Annotated in this window: 14 protein-coding genes; 6 read left to right on the plus strand and 8 right to left on the minus strand. The window is 52.7% G+C overall.

Features of this window, described 5'->3' with window-relative positions:
- Positions 1-375: 375 nt before the first annotated feature.
- From ylbJ to AC0YNX_RS23185, 3 genes are all read left to right on the plus strand, one after another.
- Entirely contained in the window at positions 376-1,449 is a 1,074-nt protein-coding gene (ylbJ, locus tag AC0YNX_RS23175; protein ID WP_475818249.1) for a sporulation integral membrane protein YlbJ, read from the plus strand.
- 122 nt (positions 1,450-1,571) lie between these two features.
- Complete coding sequence (locus tag AC0YNX_RS23180) at positions 1,572-2,369, plus strand: NAD kinase (RefSeq protein WP_475818083.1); 798 nt, start codon at positions 1,572-1,574, stop codon at positions 2,367-2,369.
- Entirely contained in the window at positions 2,370-4,109 is a 1,740-nt protein-coding gene (locus AC0YNX_RS23185; protein ID WP_475818084.1) for an ABC transporter ATP-binding protein, read from the plus strand. It begins immediately after the preceding gene.
- A gap of 749 nt (positions 4,110-4,858) precedes the next feature.
- On the opposite strand, the gene AC0YNX_RS23190 is transcribed toward AC0YNX_RS23185, so the two are convergent.
- Together AC0YNX_RS23190 and lipA are read right to left on the minus strand one after the other, a co-directional pair.
- On the minus strand, positions 4,859-5,767 hold the full coding sequence (locus AC0YNX_RS23190; protein ID WP_475818085.1) for a YutD family protein: 909 nt from the start codon (positions 5,765-5,767) through the stop codon (positions 4,859-4,861).
- An 18-nt stretch (positions 5,768-5,785) separates the two neighbouring features.
- Entirely contained in the window at positions 5,786-6,688 is a 903-nt protein-coding gene (gene lipA / locus AC0YNX_RS23195; RefSeq protein WP_475818086.1) for a lipoyl synthase, read from the minus strand.
- Between the two features lie 190 nt (positions 6,689-6,878).
- Here lipA and AC0YNX_RS23200 point away from each other — a divergent pair, with 190 nt between their 5' ends.
- Entirely contained in the window at positions 6,879-7,949 is a 1,071-nt protein-coding gene (locus tag AC0YNX_RS23200) for a M23 family metallopeptidase (protein ID WP_475818087.1), read from the plus strand.
- A gap of 71 nt (positions 7,950-8,020) precedes the next feature.
- On the opposite strand, the gene yunB is transcribed toward AC0YNX_RS23200, so the two are convergent.
- Positions 8,021-8,911 carry a sporulation protein YunB gene (gene yunB, locus AC0YNX_RS23205; RefSeq protein WP_475818088.1) on the minus strand — a complete coding sequence of 297 codons (891 nt, stop codon included), beginning with the start codon at positions 8,909-8,911 and terminating at the stop codon, positions 8,021-8,023.
- A gap of 76 nt (positions 8,912-8,987) precedes the next feature.
- On the minus strand, positions 8,988-11,270 hold the full coding sequence (locus AC0YNX_RS23210) for an ATP-dependent helicase (RefSeq protein ID WP_475818089.1): 2,283 nt from the start codon (positions 11,268-11,270) through the stop codon (positions 8,988-8,990).
- Positions 11,271-11,479: 209 nt separating this feature from the next.
- On the opposite strand from AC0YNX_RS23210, the gene AC0YNX_RS23215 reads away from it, so the two are divergent.
- A complete protein-coding gene (locus tag AC0YNX_RS23215) occupies positions 11,480-11,971 on the plus strand; it encodes a GNAT family N-acetyltransferase (RefSeq protein ID WP_475818090.1) in 492 nt (163 codons plus the stop codon).
- Between the two features lie 59 nt (positions 11,972-12,030).
- Here the strand turns inward: AC0YNX_RS23215 and AC0YNX_RS23220 are convergent, their stop codons facing one another.
- Both AC0YNX_RS23220 and AC0YNX_RS23225 read right to left on the minus strand, forming a co-directional pair.
- Positions 12,031-13,134 carry an ADP-ribosylglycohydrolase family protein gene (locus tag AC0YNX_RS23220; protein ID WP_475818091.1) on the minus strand — a complete coding sequence of 368 codons (1,104 nt, stop codon included), beginning with the start codon at positions 13,132-13,134 and terminating at the stop codon, positions 12,031-12,033.
- A gap of 60 nt (positions 13,135-13,194) precedes the next feature.
- The gene (locus AC0YNX_RS23225) at positions 13,195-14,262 is read right to left on the minus strand and encodes an ADP-ribosylglycohydrolase family protein (protein WP_475818092.1); all 1,068 of its coding nucleotides are present in this window, start codon (positions 14,260-14,262) and stop codon (positions 13,195-13,197) included.
- A 167-nt stretch (positions 14,263-14,429) separates the two neighbouring features.
- Between AC0YNX_RS23225 and AC0YNX_RS23230 the strand changes: the two genes are divergently transcribed.
- Complete coding sequence (locus AC0YNX_RS23230; protein ID WP_475818093.1) at positions 14,430-15,368, plus strand: nucleoside hydrolase; 939 nt, start codon at positions 14,430-14,432, stop codon at positions 15,366-15,368.
- Between the two features lie 30 nt (positions 15,369-15,398).
- Here AC0YNX_RS23230 and AC0YNX_RS23235 read toward each other — a convergent pair whose 3' ends face one another.
- Positions 15,399-15,941, minus strand: a complete 543-nt coding sequence (locus AC0YNX_RS23235) for an AraC family transcriptional regulator (protein WP_475818094.1) — start codon at positions 15,939-15,941, stop codon at positions 15,399-15,401.
- Between the two features lie 44 nt (positions 15,942-15,985).
- Positions 15,986-16,450, minus strand: a complete 465-nt coding sequence (gene rpiB, locus AC0YNX_RS23240) for a ribose 5-phosphate isomerase B (protein ID WP_475818095.1) — start codon at positions 16,448-16,450, stop codon at positions 15,986-15,988.
- Positions 16,451-16,483 lie beyond the last annotated feature (33 nt).

A 16,483-nucleotide genomic window follows, 5' to 3' on the forward strand; every position in this document is an offset into this window, starting at 1 on the left:
TGAAAGAGGGCATTGTGGTGTAAGTAGTGGTTCGAATAGATGGCGGCAAGTTGCTTTAGCTTTCGTAATCCTCTTCACCAGGAGCCACCAGTGACTCGCGGATGACATAAACGAATGCACACACAAGAATGCCTGCAATAATACTCATTGTCATCACTCCAAGTTCTATTGACGTGAGACAATTGTAGCATACGGTTGGACAAAATAACATCAATTCTGCAAGCGTTTTCGAAATGTAACACTGCTGTAATATAAGGGCAATATATGGCGATTTCCGTGCCTTTAGATGTGTTCGAGTGATGATTGTCCAACCTCCCACATATAGCAGTAATAGAGCTAATTGTTCGCTCACGGGGAGGGACTTTTCGTTTGCATATCGTTCGTTATTTATTGCGGCCTGCCGTCATACCGGCATGGTCAGCTGCCATCCTAACGCTGCTCATGATCGGCTTTCCCGGCGAAGCGCTTGGGGCGTCCATTCGCGGGCTTTCTATCTGGTGGGAGGTGCTTTTCCCCGCCCTCTTCCCCTTCTTCGTCATCTCGGAGCTGCTCCTTGGGCTTGGCATTGTCCATTTCTTCGGCAAAATGCTCGACCCGCTTATGCGTCCGCTATTTCGCATTCCCGGCATCGGCGGCTTCGTCGTCACGATGGGTTATGCTTCAGGCTATCCGGTAGGGGCAAGGCTTACAGCGCAGCTCTGGGAGCAGAAGCTCATCAATCGCGCGGAAGGCGAACGTCTCGTTGCTTTCACAACGACGTCGGATCCGATCTTCCTGATTGGCGCCGTCTCGGTCGGCTTCTTCCATAACGTCGCTCTCGCTCCGGTACTGGCGGCAGCGCATTACGGAGGCGGCCTTATCATCGGTCTGCTGATGCGGTTTCACGACCGGAAGGCTCCCTTAACGCCGCAGGCCAAGCCGGAAGAGCGCAGCGGCAGGCGCAAGAGCCGCCTTGCTGAAGCGATAAGAGCGATGCATACCGCTCGCATGATGGACGGGCGAGCGCTGGGTACATTGCTGCAGGATGCGGTACAAGCTGCGCTGCGGCTAATGATTGTCGTCGGCGGACTCGTCGTTGTCTTCTCCGTCATTATGGAGCTGCTCCGTCAAGCTGGCGGAATCGAGATGCTCGCCTCAGGCGTACGAGGTCTGCTTAGCCTGATCAGCGTGCCGCCTGAACTGTCCGATGCTGTTGTCAACGGCCTATTCGAGGTAACACTCGGCTCTCGCTCCGCAGGCGCGGCAACGAGCAGCGGACTGCTGCATCAAGCAGCGATTGCCGCCTTTGTGCTATCGTGGGCCGGCCTATCCGTACATGCTCAGATCGCGAGCTTGCTTAGCCGCACAGACCTGCGCTACAAACCTTTTTTCATCGCTAGACTCCTGCATGGCTGCATCGCCACCGGGCTCATCTATGTGCTTTGGGACTGGCTCGGGCCTGCCGCCTAACGTTGTATTCGGCAACATTTTCCGCTATGATTCAAAGTGTAAATGGCTATATTCGTCTTCGGGCGGAGAAAGCTACATGAATCTCGGTGAAAATACTACCCGTGCGGAAGGGGCTTGTTTGTTTGAACTATGTCATCATTGACAGAGGCGATAAACTGTCGAAGGAGCTTGTCGAACGTTTCCATGAGCTTGCAGCTGCACGTGGACTTGCGCGCAACGATGAAATGCCGGACACCATCATCTCCATCGGGGGCGACGGAACGCTTCTGAAAGCTTTTCACACGTATGAAGATCGGATACATGACGTCGCCTTTATTGGTATCCATACCGGCCATCTCGGCTTCTTCGCCGATTGGAAGGCCGATGAAATCGAGGATCTTGTCCGCATGATGGCGGAATGCGAGCCGCGTATTGTCCGCTATCCGCTGGCGCAGATCGAGCTTGAGACCGACGAGGGAATTTCGGCCTACACCTGTCTGAATGAATTTACGCTCAAGGGCATCAACAATATGCTTGTCGCACAGATCGACGTGAATGACGAGCTGTTCGAGATGTTCCGAGGTGACGGCATTGTCGTTTCCACGCCAGCAGGCAGTACGGGTTATAACAAAAGCTTAGGCGGAGCCATTATCCATCCTTCGATTGAATCGCTTCAGATCGCTGAGATCGCTTCGATTAACAATCGTATCTACCGGACACTCGGCTCGTCGCTTGTGCTGCCGCAGCATCATCACTGCGATATTATCCCGCGCAAAGACCAGCGCTTGCAGCTGACGATTGATCAGCTCTCTATTACCCGAAACGATATTCGTTCCATCCGGTGCAGCGTCGCGACGCGCAAAGTGAGCTTTGCCCGCTATCGGCCGTTCACGTTCTGGAATCGGGTGCGCGAAGCGTTTCTTGGCTACGATGTGAAGTAGATGAATCATTATCGCGCTTATTTACGGATTGTCGCTCCGTATAAATGGCTCATTCTGGTGGCAGTGATCATCGGCGTCGTCAAATTCGCTATTCCGCTGACACTGCCGCTCTTTATTAAACATGTCGTCGATGACATCCTTCTGTCGAACTTGTCTGTCGATGAGAAGACATCCAAGCTGATGAAGGCGATCGGGCTTGCCTTTGTGCTCTTCGTCGTCGTTCGCTATCCTGTCGAATATTACCGTCAATATTTCGCGCAGCTGACGACGAGCCGCGTGCTTTTTGACTTGCGGAACAAACTGTACGAACATCTTCAGCGCCTGTCGATCCGCTTCTACCAGAACCGCAAATCCGGCGAGATCATCTCCCGCATGATGAATGACGCCGATCAGACCAAGTCGCTCGTCGAAACCGGACTTATGAACGTCTGGCTTGATATGTTTACGCTGGTGCTGGCACTTATTATTATGTTTAACATGAATGTGCTGCTGACCCTCGTCTCGATCGCTATTCTGCCTTTCTACGGCTATGCGGTCAAGAAGCTGTACAAGCGGCTGCGCGGCTATTCCCGTTCACGCTCGCAAGCGATGGCTGAGATGCAGGGTTATCTGAACGAACACGTGAATGGCATACCCGTTGTCAAAAGCTTCACGCTGGAGCGTTACGAGCAGCAGCAGTTCGGCAAGCGGAACCAGACGTTTCTGGAGCGCGCTTTTGCACTGACGCGCTGGAATGCGCTCACGCAGTCGATTATTAATACGCTGACGGAGATTGCCCCACTGCTCGTGCTTGCCTGCGGCGGTTACTTGGTCGTGCAGAAGTCGCTGACGCTTGGCGAATTCGTCGCGTTCTACGGCTACCTGGACCGGCTCTATGCGCCGCTGCGCCGGCTCGTCAACTCTTCGACGGAGCTGACGCAAGCGTCCGCTTCGCTAGAACGCGTGATGGAGCTGCTAGGGGAGCAGCCGGAGATTAGTGATTCGCCAAAAGCAGCCACACTGGCGAATGTCAAAGGAGATATTCGCTTCCGCAATGTGTCATTCCGGTACGGACATGACGGCGAATGGGTGCTGCTAGGCATTAACCTGGATATTCCGCGAGGTCATACCGTAGCGCTTGTCGGTATGAGCGGCGGCGGCAAGTCATCGCTTGTCAGCTTGCTCGCCCGCTTCTACGATACGCAGGAGGGCGAGATCACGATTGATGGCAAATCCATTCGAGATGTGACGCAGGAGAGTCTGCGCTCTCACATCGGGATGGTGCTGCAGGACAATATTCTATTCAGCGGATCGGTTCGCGAGAATATTATGCTCGGCAATCCGGAGGCTTCTAGCGAGCAAATTGTTGCGGCAGCGAAGAAAGCGAACGCGCATGAGTTCATCATGTCGCTGCCGAGCGGCTATGACACCGAGATCGGTGAACGCGGCGTCAAGCTATCCGGCGGCCAAAAGCAGCGGATCGCCATCTCCCGCGTATTCCTGAAGGATCCGGCGATACTCGTGCTTGATGAGGCGACCTCAGCGCTCGATCTCGAATCGGAGCATGCGATTCAAGAGTCGCTTGCTGAGCTGGCACAGAACCGCACGACGCTTATCGTCGCGCACCGCCTCTCCACCATCACCCATGCCGACCTCATCGTCGTCGTGGAGCATGGCGTTATCGTGGAGCAAGGCAAGCATGATGAGCTCATGGCGAAGAACGGATCGTACGCCCGGCTTTATAACGTACAGTACTTATAGGGACTGAGAGCGCAAGATGGCGCTCTCAGTTTTTTTATTGGGTTGGGGGGGTTGGGGGTTGGGGGTTGGCGAGTCGAGAGGCGGGAAGAGGCTGAGAGAACACATACGTGCTCTCAGCAACAGAATTCCGCGAATAACCAGCTGAGTGCACAAATATGTGCTCTCAGCTCCGTAAACCCAGTAACATGGCTTTTCTGGGGGCTGAGAGAACACATATGTGCTCTCAGCAACAGAATTACGCGAATAACCAGCTGAGAGCACACATACGTGCTCTCAGCTCCGCAAACCCAGTAACATGGCCCTTTCTGGGGGCTGAGAGAACACATATGTGCTCTCAGCAACAGAATTACGCGAAGAGCAAGCTGAGAGCGGGTTTTCACTCTCTCAGCTTACTTTTGGAGTGGTTGCTGCGGTTAAGAGCGGCTTTTGCCTCTCTCATTGGCCGAATCTCGATAATTTGTATGGTTTCTTGTGCTGAGAGCGAATTTTCACTCTCTCGGTTTACTTTTGGAGTAGATGAGGCGGTCGAGAGAGGCTTTTGCCTCTCTCAATGCCTGTGTCTAGCTGGTTTGTTGGACCTCTTCGACTAATCTGAGTTACTCTCCGTGAATGTAGCTGGTTTGCTGGACTTCTTCGACTAATCTGAGTTACTTCCGGTGAATGTAGCTGGTTTGTTGGACCTCTTCGGCATTCCCGCAGCAACAACAAAAAAACGCCGCTCATCCGAAGATGAGTCGGCGTTTCCTATTTTAAGATTGCTTCGGAGCATGGTCCTTATGCTCTTTGTGCTCTTTATTGCCACGTTCGCGCGGCGTGTGGTTCGACTGCTCTGAAGCAGCGGCCACCGGCGCTTTGTTATTGTTGAAATGCTGCCGCTTGTTGCGGTTTCGTTCCGGACGATTACCGCTGCGTTCAGCATTCCGATCGCCACGCTCACCGTGTTCCGTGCGTTCCCCGCGCTGCTGCTGATTGCGCTCGCCACGCTCCTGATTACGCTCGCCACGATCTTGACGTTCACCACGATCTTGCTTCTCACCGCGTTCCTTGTGCTCACCACGATCTTGCTGATTCCGCCCTGGACGGCCGCCATGATCGCCACGTTCCTTGCCGAACGGTTTGCGTCCCTCGCGTCCGCCTTCCTTCTCGGCATCCTTCGCCGTGTCCTTGCGATGACTGTTGCGCTGCTGCTCACGGCGCAGGTCGCGCTCAGCACGCGGCATGAACTTCACCTGCTGATGTTCGTTAGCAGGCGCTTCGCTCGGTTGCGCGGCAGCTGCTACCGCGCGGGAAGCGGACACATACGCATCGAGCGCGCCTTCCGCCAGCTCGAAATCTTCGCCGTCATGATCGTCGTTTATTTCGCCGTCTTCACCGGACTTAGAGCCGCCCGGTTGCTTCTCCAGAACGAAGTAAGCGCAACCGAAATTGCAGTACTCATTAATATAATCGACCATCGAGGAGATCGCGCTTTCGCGCGTCACCTTCGGATGGTTGTCACGGAAGAACCCTTTGAGCCGCAGTTGATTATATCCCCAATCACCGATTACGTAATCGTACCGTTCCAGCACTTCACTGAATCGTTCGCGAAACGCTTCAAAGTTCCAGCCGTTTCTGTTTTCATGAATTAATTCGTAGGTTCTGCCGCCGATATGGATCAAGTCTGCTTCTCCTCCCTCTTACAGGGTAGCCGATATTTTGGCTTCCGTTGCCGACGCGGATTGAACCTGCTCATGCGCATGATACGAGCTGCGAACGAGCGGTGCCGATTCCACGTGGCTGAAGCCGCGTTTCAGGCCCTCTTCTTTCAGCTTCGCGAACTCATCCGGATGCACATAGCGTGCGATCGGCAAGTGGTTCTTCGAAGGCTGCAAATATTGGCCAAGCGTCAAAATATTACAGTCTACAGCGCGCAAATCATCCATCGCCTGCAGGATTTCATCCCATTCCTCGCCAACGCCAAGCATAATGCTCGACTTCGTCGGAATGTTCGGTTTCATTTCTTTCGCGCGCTTCAGCAGCTCCATCGAACGGGCATATTTCGCCTTTGCCCGAACGCGATTCGATAAGCGGGCAACAGTCTCAATATTATGGTTCAAAATGTCCGGATTCGCATCCATTACCGCTTGAAGCGCATCCCAATTGCCCATAAAGTCAGGAATCAGCACTTCAACGCTGCAGAGCGGAAGCCGCTTCCGGATCGCTTTGATCGTCTCAACGAAGATCATCGCGCCGCCGTCCTTCAGATCATCGCGAGCAACCGACGTTACGACGCAGTGTCTCAGCCCCATCTGTTCCGCAGCTTCAGCTACGCGTTCCGGCTCCTGCAGATCAAGCTCTGTCGGCAAGCCGGTCTTCACCGCGCAGAAGCGGCAAGCTCGCGTGCAAATATCGCCAAGGATCATGAACGTTGCCGTTCGATTCGCCCAGCATTCATAAATATTCGGACAACGCGCTTCCTCGCACACAGTGTGCAACGTCTTGGTGCGCATCATCTCTTTAATTTCGGCATAGTTGCCGTCAGTCGTTAATCGTATGCGAAGCCAGTCCGGCTTAGGTACTCGTTCTTTCTCGTTATTCATAAAGGGAGTTAACCTGCTTTCTGTAATCTCTGCGTCTTATTATAGCACGTTTCGGATAAAAACCAATGATTTGCAGATCATAACAGAAGAGCATCACTCGAACCAATTGCACCCAATTTAATCATTCAACCGGCGGCAATCACCGTGCCGTATGCCGGTTGGCACTTGGAGGCCGATACTTCTGAGATCCTTGTGTTTACGCTTAATAACGGTCGTTCTAGTTATTAACCTGCAGTTCTTCGGCCAAGTCCAGGAACATACCGCTGGCGCCGCTTCGGGAACTCCTCATCCTCTTGAAGCACCGCAAGCGCAGAGCACGAGCGCCAAGAAATCCGATGTGGGCGATGACTCCTACTTAAAAAGGCGCATCCTCTATGACGAAATCAGCGTCATCACTCGCATTCCCTGGTTCAGGCTTGCCGCGATCGACCAGTACGAACGGACGATAACGAAAGCACGGCCCAAGACACGACAGCAGCTGGGACAATACATCAGCGTGTTCGTATCTGAATCCCAATGGGCAGGGGAGCTGAACCCCGACATGAATGACCAATCCCCGATGTCGATCCGCTGGTTCAGCGGGCTTGGCGAGGATGGAGACGGCGATGGGCTCGCGGTGCGAACGAACGACACTGACTTACTGTATTCCGTTGCCAATCATTTGATGCGATTCGGTACGGAAGAGGACGACTTTTCAATCGGATTATGGCAGTATTATCACAATACGAGAGCGGTCCAGCGGATTCGCCAGTTTGCCCGCCTCTACGAAACATTCGGGACGCTTAATCTATTCGAGCATGCGTTCCCGCTGCCAATCGGCGATAACTATTCCTATAAAGGAACATGGGGAACGCGCCGCAGCTGGGGTGGCCGACGCACTCATGAAGGAACCGATATCTTTGCAGGCTATGGCGTTCCTGTACGCAGCACCTGCTACGGCATTATTGAGATAAAAGGCTGGAATCCTTATGGAGGCTGGCGGCTGGGCATACGAGATCTCAATAATTATTATCATTATTATGCGCATCTGTCCGGCTATGACAAGGCGCTATTCGTGGGCAGCGCCGTTAAGCCTGGCCAAGTTGTCGGTTGGGTCGGAAGCTCCGGCTACGGACGTCCCGGAACATCTGGCAAATTCCCGCCGCATCTGCATTATGGCATCTACCGAGATCGAGGTTTAGTCGAATGGTCCTTCGATCCGTATCCGTCGCTAAGACAATGGGAGAACGATGAACGACGCAAATTGCGCCGACGCAAATAATTAAGAAAGAGCGCTCATTAAAGGCCTGATATAGGCTTTAAGCTGAGCGCTCATTTTTTTGCTGTAGACGGTCATTCCCCGGTATTTGTACTCGCATTCGTATTCGTATTCGTATTCGAATCCGTATTCGAAGTTGATGCCGGCTCCGATCCATTCGATCCATCGGATCCTTGCGAGCCATCATCCGAAGGGGTCGTCGTGGTGACGCCGTTCTTGCCATTCTGCATCGGGAGCGAAATATTCGGCGCATTCGGCGCGGAATCCCCGACCGGATTGCCTTTGTTATCATAATAGTACATGGGCACATCGCCAACGACGAGCAGATATGAGATCGGAATTTCCGTATCCACCAGTTCCGGCTGCGTATCGAAAGGTATAATAATGGATACCTCTGCAACGATATGCATATACACCTCGACCAAGATCATATTAATCCCGGCATCCTTTTGCTTCGTATCGAGGTCGACCTTCACAGCGCCAATTGGCTCGAATTTGACCGGGATGCGAGGACCGAACGAAGCGATAATCGCACTATTAAGCGCTTGGCCAAGCGGGATTCTCTCCGGAATATCACCCATCTCGCCTAGTGTCGACTGCACCGTATCAATCGTTTCGGACGTAATGCGCATATGCTCGGAGTAGTTCAGCATGAAGCCCGATATTTTCCCGCTCGCATTCGTCTTCCATTCAATGAGCTTATCGGTAGACGATTGATGAGCAACCTGCTCTGTAATCGCCTTATTGATTGCCTGCGTTGCGACCTGCTTGACGCGCACCTTGGCAACCGCCATGAGCGGACCTTGCAAATTGCGTTCGACGAAAATAAACATCTGGAAGAAGAACAGCCCGAAGATCAGCAGCAATATCAGAGCCAGCTTGCGGCGGCTCATCTTCTTGCCGCTGCCGCCTGATCGTCGCCTGCGTCCGCTGCTTCGCCATCCCCGTCTTCCCCATCTGCGCATATGGGCGCCTCCTTCTCACGAGTTGTCCGCTGTCCCATTCCAAGCTTATGCGGATACCCGGCAAAAAAGAAGAAAGCTAGTTCAACTCAATCAGCCCAAGCTGCAAGCAAGCGCTGACCGCGAGTTTACGCACACCTGTGGTAAAACGAATATCGACCGATTCAGCATCAATTGCAATAAGCTCGCCGCTGCCGAAGACGCGATGCTTCAGCTGCGTGCCTGGCGTTATTCCCTTGAAGCTCCCCAGCGCATTCGGATTCGGCGGTATGAACGCCGCCTCAGGCTTGCTAATGGTCACGCTGCCTGAAGCTGCTGAACCAGCCGACTTGCGCGAAGATACCGTTGTAACTCCCGAAGAATGCTGCTGAACCGGCGGCTCGGCATTCGGGTCCTGGATATATCGGACGGCGGCAACGAATTCGGACTCTCTCACGTCCTCGCCGTCCCGCTTTCCATATGCGATGAGCTCCAGCTGCTGCTTCGCCCGCGTCATGCCGACATAGAAGAGGCGCACAGCCTCCTCCATCTGCTCGGACACTTCCCCTTCGACCTTCTTCATATCTTCACTCGACGGAATGATGCCTTCGATGAGATCAATCATGTACACCCGCTCGAATTCAAGCCCCTTCGCGCTATGCAGCGTCGAGAAAGTCACGGCATTGGCATTCTTGTTCTTCTTCGACGCTTTCATGACCGCTTCCAAGTACTTCAATCGCTTCGCAAAATCCTCCAGCGACTCTAGACCATCCGCGATATCCTCTAGCGTGTTCAGTATCCCGATCAGGCTCTCCTTGCGGAATCCGAGCCGCTCGCACATCCGGTCCAGCGCCCGCTCATAACCGAGCTTGTTCCGAATGGTCCGAATCGCCTTGCGAGGCGGCATTTCTTTCAGCGTCTGGAACGTTTCCTTGCACTCCAGCAGCTGCTTCGGCTGATAGTCTTGCAATGGCACATGATTGATCAGGTTATCGAAGACCGACTCGTTGTTCTGAATGCGGAGCAGTGCCGCCATCTGGGTTTTGGAAATATAGCCGCTCATCTTCGTATGGATTTTCTCCAGCAGCTCCGGCCTTTTGTCCGTATACGCCATTCGCATGAAGCCGAGAATATCCTCCAATATCCAATGCGAGAAGAAACGGTTGTCGCCGTCCTTCATATAGAAAGGAATACCGCGGCGCTCGAACTCATTCATTAGCGTAATTGAAGACGAGTTGTTCCGGTACAGCAGTGCTACCTCGCGCAGCTCCTCAATCCGCGAAACCTTCTCCGCTACATACTTCGCCTGCTGTTTGTAATCGGCAAGGCTCTTAATCCGAATCGGCCTGCTGCTGCTGTTGCGGGTGAACATGTTCTTGTCGTAGCGGTTCTTGTTGCGCTTGATGAACTGGTTCGCGATTGCAACGATATTCTTCGAGGACCGGTAGTTCTGTTCCATCTTGAGGATCGCCGCATCCGGATAAACGTTCTTGAAATCGAGCAAATATTGCGGTTCCGCCGCACGCCATGTATAGATGCTCTGATCATCATCCGCGACGACGCACAGGCAGCCATGCCGCCGCACGAGCTTCTCGATAATCGCATGCTGGACCATCGACGTATCCTGGCTTTCATCCGTCAACACGTAGTCGTACTTGTTCTGATATTTCCACAGCAGCTCATTGCTCTCTTCGAGCGCACGGTTGCCGATAACGAGCATATCGTCGTAATCGACCAGAAGCTTGTCGCCGCGCGAACGTTTGAACGCTTCATATTCCTTTAGAATGAGAGCAGCTTCCTTAACATCGCAATTGATGGATGCCCACTGCTCTTCCGGGATCATTTTGTTCTTGATATAGCTGATGTAGGTCGTCAATTCCTCCATCTGCTCTTCCGTAATGTTGTCGTTGTGTATTCGCCTGTAGATATCGCGCAGAATGAGCTTCTTATGCAAGGGCGGATTCTCTTCATCGAAACCTTCGCCTTCGCTTTCAGCCTCAACTGCTCCTTCAATAATTTGAAAAGATATCCGGTTCCGCCGCAAATACTCCCTCATCAATTCGAATGCGAGACTGTGTATCGTCGAGAAATCTACGCTGCCCGCAGGATGGTCCGGGAAGAAACGGTTGAACCGCTCCTTCATATCCTGCGCAGACGCCTTGCTGAACGTGACGGCTTTGATCCGGCTCGGATGAACGCCCTTCACCTCAATCAAGTAGCCAATCCGCATAATGATCGTTGTCGTCTTGCCTGAGCCGGGCGAGGCGAGCAGCAGCAGCGCGCCCTCCGTATGCAGCACCGCCTGCCGCTGAACCTCATTCAGCTGGACGCCAAGCTCGGCCTTCTTCCGTTCAAAAAAATTCGTATTCGTCGCTTTCTCCATTACGTTCTAACCCTTCCGTTTCTTCCATTAAACGATAGCGATTCCTCTCCTGCTTAGATCGAAAGAGGGAATCTACGTTCCCATTTATTACGATGTTACTAGTATCGCTTGTGAGCACCGCCTGCTGCAATAGTTATTTTTAGTAATTCTCTGCCTTGTTTTCCGGAACGGTTCTGCTACGCTGATTGCAATAAGGGAGTGGATTATTGATGATGCAGGTCAATCTTGAGCGAATTGAAGAAGCACAGAAAGATGTACTGTACCAATTATATCAATTCTATGAATATGACTTTAGCCCATACACCGGACGTGATCTGGGGTTAGATGGACGATATGCGATTAATCTGGATCATTATTGGGAAGATCCGAGGTGGAATCCGTATCTAATCTGTTCCGATGGCAAGATTGCTGGCTTCTTAATTGTTCTCTTTGAGAATCTCGATACGGATCCAGACCCGACTCATGTCATTTATGACTTTCTGATTCTAAGCAAGTTTCGGAGAAAAGGAATCGGCAAATCGGCGGCTGTACAAGCTTTCAATCTCTATAAAGCGAACTGGATTTTGGCTCAGATGAGTAACAATCTACCAGCGCTGCACTTCTGGCGTGATGTTGTGAATGAGTATACAACGGGGCAGTATGCTGAAGAATTTCGAGAAGATCGCATGAAGTATATACAATCGTTCAGTAATAGAGGCTAGTAGCGACAAAAAAAGAGCGGACACATCGTCCGCCCTTCCTTATTCTCGCTCGCTAGCAGCTAACCCAGCATCTCCGCCACAAAGCCGTTAATCCCCCGTAGCCTCGTCTGGAACGCCTCATATAAGCCATCGACTTGCCCAGCTATCGTCTTCTTGCTGCAGCTGAACTTGTTGGCGCTATTCGCTTGATCCACCTGCGCCACAAGCTGCTCCGGCAACGACGAACCTCCGCTCAATGCGCCGGCGATACCGGCTGCGAGGGCTGTTACACTCGCCGTATCTCTGCCCATATTCACCCCTGCGATGAGCGCATCGTAGACATTGCCATTGACCAGCTTCACGATGCAGATTGCTTTTGTCACCACTTCATTCGCGAAGCTATTGCCATACGGTACACCGCAGCCATGATACGTACGGTCGAACGCTTCCCGCAATTGCCGTAAATCCGTACAGCCATCAACCAGACGCAAGCCTTTATCCAGCTCTTCGAGCACATTGTCCCGCAGATAACCGTATTTGTAGCCATCGATCTGCATTCCGACATCGGAGTAATTGCAGTGCTCATATAGATCGTGAATGACGCTGTCAATTGTCGCGTGCGGCTTCGTTGCAGCAGCAATGGCCGCCGCAGTAACCCCGGACCACTTCACGCCGTAGCTTCGCGAAGCTTGATAAAGCTGCCCAAGCTCGAAGGCATCGCGTACCGCACTCTTCACGTCGCCGGCATTAATGAGGCCAACCGGATGGCAATATCCCGCGAAGCTGTTCAGTCCCGCATAATCGCAATATTTGCCTAAATCTCGGGCAGGCAAGCCGTTACTCGCAAGCGCGAGCAAGCCGATGTCGAAGGGCTCCATGACCTTCTCTGCATTGCTTCTGCGAAGATCGGCATTCCATATCGCGCGCACATCTTCTGCCGTAACGCGGTCCTGCCTCTCGCAGATTGCCGTAATTAAGAGCTTCTGGCGTTCGATGCCGCTCTCCGTCGTCCCCGCCGGCCGAGACCAGATACGCTCGTAAGGTAACAGCTTGTTCAGCACTCCGTACTGGCTCGCAATCTCCTGCCAGCTCCAGCCTTGTACGGGAGCCCCCATCGCTGCACCGACCTGTGCGCCTGCAATACAGCCGTAGAATTTATCATTCAAGCTGACTCTACCACTCATTCTCGCATGCTCCTTTTATATATGATCTATTTATCGCACATGCTCGCGTCCGTCGGCTGTTTACAAAGCGCCCATTAAATTAGAATAAGCTTTCAACCGAGTCAGTCTGTTCGTGTAGGCGTGATACAAGCCCTCCGCATGTTCCTTAATCGTCCGCTGGGAATTCGTCACCACATGCAGCGTTGTGGCATAGTCGGTCTGTTTGATCCAAGCTTCCGGAACAGTCGATATCCCGGTTAGCGCACCGGATATACCCGCGGCAACCGCGGTCACGCAGTCCGTGTCGCGTCCCATATTGACTGCAGCGACCATCGCGTCCTTGACGTTGCCCTTCGTCCAATTGAAGATACAGACCGCCTTCGTCACAACCTCGTTCGCATAGCTGACTTCATATGGAATACCTCGAATGTTATACGATTCGTAGAGAACTCTTCTGAATTCGCGGTAATCCGCGATACGCGCTGTCCGCTTCAGCTCGCGGTCAAGCTCGCTAACCACAACATCCGGATCGCAATGATCATAGATTGCGCCAAGCACACTATCGAGCGTCGCGCCAGGCTTCGTACCGGAAGCGATGGCAACAGCGGTCACCATAGCCCATTTGAGCCCGCGTCCGTTCATCGTCTGATACAGCTGCCCAACTTCATTTACATCGTCGATGGCGCCCGAGATGTCACCGGCATTAATAAGCCCGATTGGATGGCAGGATCGGGAGAAGCTGTTCAGCCCTGCATAATCGCAATATTTGCCGATGTCCCTCGCGGGAATGCCGCTCTTCGCCATCGCCAGCAGCACCGCTTCGAACGGCTCGGAAATCATGCCAGCCGATTCAGGCTTAATGCCGGAAATCCACATTTTCCGAACATCCTCGGCTGTAACGCGGTCCTGCTTCTCCATAATGGCGGAAATCATCAGCTTCTGGCGCTCGACACCATCCTCGGTCGTCCCTGCTTCGCGTACCCACCCATTGTGAAAATGCTCATAGGGCAGCAGTTCTTCCAAAATGCCGTATTCAGCGTCAATCCGCTCGAAATCCCAGCCTTCTACCGGCGCGCCCATGGCGGAGCCGATATGAACCCCGGCTATACAGCCATAAAATTTGTCAAATAAGGCGACTTGCTCGCTCATTAGCTTGATCTCTCCTCTTAATAGGTAATCTGCTGGAAACGATAGCGGTGCAATAATCAAACGGCTTTGAAAGTTGAATATATTCGGGGTGTACGCAACTCGCCTATAATGATCACGAATAGCATGCGAGTCTACGGATTGATAGATGAAAGGGTGGAACGGTTACGATGGTCGATTATGCGAAGTATCGTCTGGATGACGCAATGATGTTGAAGCGGCTGGCCCATCCGAATGGCAGGGTTAGAATGATTTTGGATACGGATGCATTCAATGAAGTGGACGATCAGTTTGCACTGGCATATACCTTGTTGTCGCCGGAGAAGCTTGATCTACTGGCTATAACAGCTGCACCGTTCTTCAACTGGAACTCAACAAGCCCGGGCGAAGGAATGGAAAAAAGCTATAATGAGATCTTTAATATCTACAAGCTGATGGATCTGGACCAGACGCCGCCGGTGTACCGGGGATCGGCTCAATTTATGGATCATGCGGATGAGACTGTTCCAAGCGAGGCCGTCGACAGGATTATTGAACTCGCGTTAAGCGGTAGTGAGGAACCGCTCTATGTTGTCGCAATCGGAGCAATTACGAATGTTGCTTCCGCTATCGCCAAGTGTCCGGAAATTATCCAGAAAATTGTCGTCGTCTGGCTTGGACCGAACTCCTACTGGTGGCCGACACAGGATATATTCAATGTCTCCCAGGATTATCACGCATCGCGAATTATATATGATAGCGGCGTTCCTCTCGTCATCCTGCCTTGCCACAGCGTAGCCTCCCATCTGCTCACGTCAACATACGAGATTGATGCCTGCCTGCGTGATCGCAACAAGCTTGGCACCTACTTCAGCGATTTGTTCCACGGCAGATTTGAACGGTTCGGACGCAATCGCCCCGGCTGGTCCAAAGTGCTGTGGGATGTCTCGGCAATTGCTTGGCTGCTGAATGAAGAATGGGTACCGTCGGTTGTACGGAGAACGCCGATCCTTAATCCGAACTTCACTTACTCCGTAGACGATACACGCCATTTCTACAAAGAAGCGATCGATATTGACCGCAGTCTCGTCTATATCGATCTGTTCGAGAAGCTGTCTAAGCCATACTAGTATCGGCCAGCTTTCGGCTGCGGTTTGCGACTAGCGGCAGGCGGTCATGCTGCTCTCCCGGTATTGGCCGGGCGTAATGCCGACGCTTCGTTTGAAGGCGCGAATGAAGCTGTGCACATTGGTGTAACCGACCTCACCGCTAATCGCAAGCACCGTCTGGCTGTCCATCTTCAACAGCTGCTTGGAACGCTCGATCCGCTTCTGTGTCAAGAGGCTGTAGAAGGTATGGCCTGTATGCTGCTTCAGCAGCCGGTTCAGGTAGGTCGACGAGCAGTGCATCTCATCCGTCACTTGCGCCAAGCCAAAATCCTTCCCGAAATGCACATCGATATAAGCAATCGCTTCATCGACAATACGCTGATTCCGGTCCTTACTGTACCTGTTGTCGAAATCGTCAACTGGCACTGCCGGCTGCTCCAGTGCTGCTAATAGAGATTGGTAGAACATCGTAATCGATCCTTCTTGCTTATGAAGCATTCGCTCCACGACACTATACATGATTGAGTTGCACAGCGCCTCCAGCTCCTTCCGATTTGCGGCAGCCGGAGCTATAGGATTAGGTAAAGTCTGCATATCGTATTGTGCCTCCTCGCAAGTAGATCGCAATCAGTTGCGCGTTACGGCTTCAAATATTGCACAGCTTCGCGCTCCAGCACGGCAAGCTTCTCGACTCTTCTGCGAAACTGCTCTTCAGTGCTGAATGTAGCCTGCACGAACGATGTAATCAGATCTTTGGCAAGCCAAGCGCCAACAATCTGCGCGCCGATGCACATGATGTTCACATCGTCATGCTCTACACTCTGATGTGCGGAATGATAGTCGTGGCACACTGCCGCGCGAATGCCGGGAATCTTGTTAGCTGCAATGCTCGCGCCAACGCCGGTTCCACACACCATAATACCGCGCTCCGCGTCGCCTTTCAGGACTGCCTGGCAAACTAGCCGGGCTATATCCGGAAAATCCACGGCATCCGCACTATAGCAGCCATAATCAATGACCTCGCAGCCGAGCGAGCGTAGGTGCTCCGCCACCGAAGCTTTCAGCTGAAACCCGGCATGATCGCAGCCAAGAGAAATCTTCATCTCACGCATCCCTCCCAAGGAAAATGAATCTTT

The sequence above is a fragment of the Paenibacillus sp. J31R98 genome, from assembly GCF_056269245.1.

Bases quoted from the DNA above. Each gene is read 5' to 3' on its own strand.
- AC0YNX_RS23185 (WP_475818084.1), top strand. From the start codon at position 2,370: ATGAATCATTATCGCGCTTATTTACGGATTGTCGCTCCGTATAAATGG.
- lipA (WP_475818086.1), bottom strand. From the start codon at position 6,688: ATGAATAACGAGAAAGAACGAGTACCTAAGCCGGACTGGCTTCGCATA.
- yunB (WP_475818088.1), bottom strand. From the start codon at position 8,911: ATGCGCAGATGGGGAAGACGGGGATGGCGAAGCAGCGGACGCAGGCGA.
- AC0YNX_RS23210 (WP_475818089.1), bottom strand. From the start codon at position 11,270: ATGGAGAAAGCGACGAATACGAATTTTTTTGAACGGAAGAAGGCCGAG.
- AC0YNX_RS23215 (WP_475818090.1), top strand. From the start codon at position 11,480: ATGATGCAGGTCAATCTTGAGCGAATTGAAGAAGCACAGAAAGATGTA.
- AC0YNX_RS23220 (WP_475818091.1), bottom strand. From the start codon at position 13,134: ATGAGTGGTAGAGTCAGCTTGAATGATAAATTCTACGGCTGTATTGCA.
- AC0YNX_RS23225 (WP_475818092.1), bottom strand. From the start codon at position 14,262: ATGAGCGAGCAAGTCGCCTTATTTGACAAATTTTATGGCTGTATAGCC.
- AC0YNX_RS23230 (WP_475818093.1), top strand. From the start codon at position 14,430: ATGGTCGATTATGCGAAGTATCGTCTGGATGACGCAATGATGTTGAAG.
- AC0YNX_RS23235 (WP_475818094.1), bottom strand. From the start codon at position 15,941: ATGCAGACTTTACCTAATCCTATAGCTCCGGCTGCCGCAAATCGGAAG.
- rpiB (WP_475818095.1), bottom strand. From the start codon at position 16,450: ATGAAGATTTCTCTTGGCTGCGATCATGCCGGGTTTCAGCTGAAAGCT.